General features: G+C 39.0%; 4 protein-coding genes and 1 pseudogene. All 5 read left to right on the forward strand.

What is annotated here, in order from left to right; genetic code table 11:
* On the forward strand, positions 1–579 hold a 579-nt coding region (locus PX484_RS17405), incomplete at its 5' end, for a DUF433 domain-containing protein (protein WP_288104921.1).
* Positions 576–998, forward strand: a pseudogene (locus PX484_RS17410) (PIN-like domain-containing protein). The gene PX484_RS17405 and the pseudogene PX484_RS17410, both read left to right, overlap by 4 nt.
* A gap of 253 nt (positions 999–1251) precedes the next feature.
* Entirely contained in the window at positions 1252–1488 is a 237-nt protein-coding gene (rpmB, locus tag PX484_RS17415) for a 50S ribosomal protein L28 (protein ID WP_002732080.1), read from the forward strand.
* Positions 1489–1632: 144 nt separating this feature from the next.
* The gene (gene psaK / locus PX484_RS17420; protein ID WP_002734065.1) at positions 1633–1899 is read left to right on the forward strand and encodes a photosystem I reaction center subunit PsaK; all 267 of its coding nucleotides are present in this window, start codon (positions 1633–1635) and stop codon (positions 1897–1899) included.
* 282 nt (positions 1900–2181) lie between these two features.
* On the forward strand, positions 2182–3318 hold the full coding sequence (locus PX484_RS17425) for an amino acid ABC transporter permease (RefSeq protein ID WP_287670426.1): 1137 nt from the start codon (positions 2182–2184) through the stop codon (positions 3316–3318).
* Positions 3319–3477: the final 159 nt, after the last annotated feature.

Genomic DNA, 3477 nt, shown 5'->3' on the forward strand with positions numbered 1-3477 from the left:
AAAAAAGGACAAAAAGAGTTTTTACCCCTCATTCAACGACCTAATCCGAATATTCCGCAACTTTCCTTTACTAACTTAGTGGAAGCGCACGTTTTAAGAGTTATTCGCAAAGTTCATAACATCCCTCTCGATAAAGTTAGACTTGCCCTAGACTATATTAGTGAACAATTTAACACCGATCATCCTCTAGTTCAAAAACAATTTAGTACCGATGGAACTGACCTTTTTATTGAACAATTTGAACATTTAATTAATGCCTCCCGCTCGGGACAATTGACGATGAAACAATTCTTAAATAATCTCTTAACTCGTATTGAATGGGATGAACAAGATATCGCCACACGGCTTTTTCCCACTATCGACATAAATGGGGAAGACTTCAGCAATAAAGTCCTAAAGATAGACCCTAATATTTCCTTCGGAAAACCCGTGATCACAGGAACAGGAATTCCCACTAAAGTTGTCACAGAACTTTATGATGCGGGGGACTCTATAGAAGATATTGCCAATGATTATAATTGTCAACCTTGGCAAATTGAAAAAGCGATTTTATTCGAGTGCAATTGGCAAGCGGCATGACCTATCAATACACCTATTTTATAGACCGCGCTTTAGGAAAGTCTATCGGTGAAGCTTTGCAAGAAATAGGGGTTAAAATTGAATTTCATCATGCCCATTTTGCCCCAGATGCACCGGATACAGATTGGCTACCTATTGTTAGTCAAAGAGGATGGATAGTATTAACTAAAGATGTAAACATTGGTAGAAATATTTTAGAAGTTCAACAGATAGCCCGTTATCAGGCTCAAGTATTTGTTCTAGTTTCTGGCAACTTACCTCGTCAAACTATGATTAATATTTTTGTCGAAACAATCGATAAAATCGAAAGAATAAACCAAGATAATTAAGCTCCTTTTATCGCCAAAATATACCAAGATTTTCAAGTAAAATTGTGGAAAAATAAAAATGAATTAACCAGAATACTAGAAACTATGTAAAACTTATTAAAATATTTTTTATTCAGTAAAAAATTACAGCTAAATTTGTTGACAATATTCTCACCATTACCTCTGATGCAATTGTCGAAATTGTCTGAGCAGTGAACTGGTTCAATCAACTTCTTAATCCCCCCACTTGCTGTTAAATTTATCTCCGTTCACTTCACCCAGGGGAAGGGGGGACTTCTGGCGAGATTTGAGTTAAACTAGAAAGGTTGACTATTGACAAACATCGATCGCACAGGAGTAAATTATGTCTAGAGTCTGTACTATGACGGGGAAAAAGGCCAATAACGCCTATGCGGTGTCCCACTCCCACCGTCGCACCAAAAAATTACAAGAAGCTAACCTACAATGGAAAAGAGTTTGGTGGTCGGAAGGCAACCGTTGGGTAAAACTACGCATCTCTACCAAAGCTATCAAAACCATTGAAAAGAAAGGATTAGCCGTCTTCGCTAGAGAAGTAGGCTTAAACTTGAATTTGTACTAAGCGAGTAGTTCATAAGTAGAGACGAATCGGCTGTATGGTTGACTCCTCTGCTTTTGATTATTAAGTATTGCAACAGGCCGTGATGTGGGGTGAAAACTACCTTTAAGATTAAAAACTTAAAACGACCTGTTCAGGAGAATTTCAATGTACTCAACCCTATTAATGGCCGCCACCGCCGTGCAAGGTTCCAGCGAATGGAGTCCCAAAGTGGCGATTGTCATGATTATCTGCAATATTCTCGCTATTGCTTTCGGTAAAGCGACTATTAAACAACAAAATGTCGGTCCTGCTTTACCTTCCCCCGCTTTATTCGGTGGTATGGGATTAGGCGCTTTACTGGGTACTACCAGTTTTGGTCATGTCCTCGGCGCCGGTGTCATCCTCGGTCTTTCCCGTCTGGGAGTTATCTAAATATGTTTTGATTTTCTCAATCGGTGGCCAAAAGTCACCGATTTCTTTTGTGAAAAATTCTGGACTATATAAGTAGGTAGGTGTTAAAAATTATCAGATGCCCCCCTTATTAAGGGGGGATTAAAGGGGGGACTAAGGGGGGATCGGCACCCCCCTTATCAAGGGGGGCAGGGGGGATCGGCACCCCCCTTATCAAGGGTAGGGTTGATTCATGAATCAACCCTACCTTATCAAGGGGGGATATAGGGGGGATTTAATTAGAACCACTTACTTATAATAAATATGACCTTACCTCAAAAAAATTCTTTTTGGTACGATGAGCGATTTCAGAAGATTTTTCTACAGGTAATTATCCTGCTAATTGTCTGCCTAATTTTCTGGTTTTTTGGCCGCAATTTAGTGATTAATTTCCAACGCCTACGCTTAAGTTTTGGCTTTGGCTTTCTCTTTGATCCTGACCGACCAGCCTCTTTTGCGATTGGTGACTCTCCTATTGCCTACAGTCCCACCGATACCTATTTTCGCGCTCTTTTGGTGGGATTAGTTAATTCCCTCCGCATTATGATTACTGGCATATTTTTGGCGATTAGTCTGGGAATAGTCATCGGGTTAGGTCGCTTGTCGGATAATTGGTTAATTCGTCAGTTGGCAACAATTTATGTGGAAACTATTCGCAATACTCCTTTATTATTACAATTATTTTTCTGGTATTTTGCTGTATTTCTGAAACTGCCGAAAGTTGAGGACTCTCTAGAGTTTTTTGGCAGGGTATTTTTAAATAACTCAGGAGTCTATTTACCTTTTCCCGCTAATAGTTTCAGGACATGGTTAGCCTTAGCTATCATTGCTTTAGGAATAATTATCTCAGTATTTTTATGTCTAAAAAATAAACTTAGTTTATGTCTAACTAGCCTACTAATCCTAGTTATAATTCCTCTAATCTGGGGTTTACAATGGCAAAGTCCCCAAGTTAATCCTCTTAATCAAAATATTGACTTTGGTTTACATCTTTCTTCTGAGTTTGCTACTCTCTTAATCGGTTTAACTGTTTATACAGCTGCCTTTATTGCGGAAACGGTACGGGGGGGGATTCAATCGGTTAATCGGGGACAATGGGAAGCAGCTAAAGCCTTGGGATTAAAACCTTTATTAGTGATGAGATTAGTAATTTTTCCCCAAGCTTTGCCAGTGATTATTCCTCCTTTAACTAATGAATGTTTAAACCTGGTTAAAAACTCTAGTTTAGCGATCGCTATTGGTTATAATGATATTTATGCTATCTCTAGTACCATCGCTAATCAGACGGGAAAATCTGTAGAGATGTTAATAGTAGTTATGGCCACCTATTTATTCTTTAATCTGGTGATTTCTCTGGCTATGAATCAATTAAATCAACGGGTAAAAATTCAGGAAAGATAGGGTGTGTTAGCAAGCGCCTAACGCACCGAATCGCACCAGAATTTAGCGATAAAGTAACTAATGAGCATTAGCAGAATATAAAGCGGTGATAATTGCTGTCACCGCAGGACTAAGACTAGATAAAACCACCACAGAAGCGGTGGCAATGATGATAGTAGT

This window comes from Microcystis sp. M49636_WE2, assembly GCF_030065375.1.
GTDB lineage: Bacteria > Cyanobacteriota > Cyanobacteriia > Cyanobacteriales > Microcystaceae > Microcystis > Microcystis aeruginosa_C.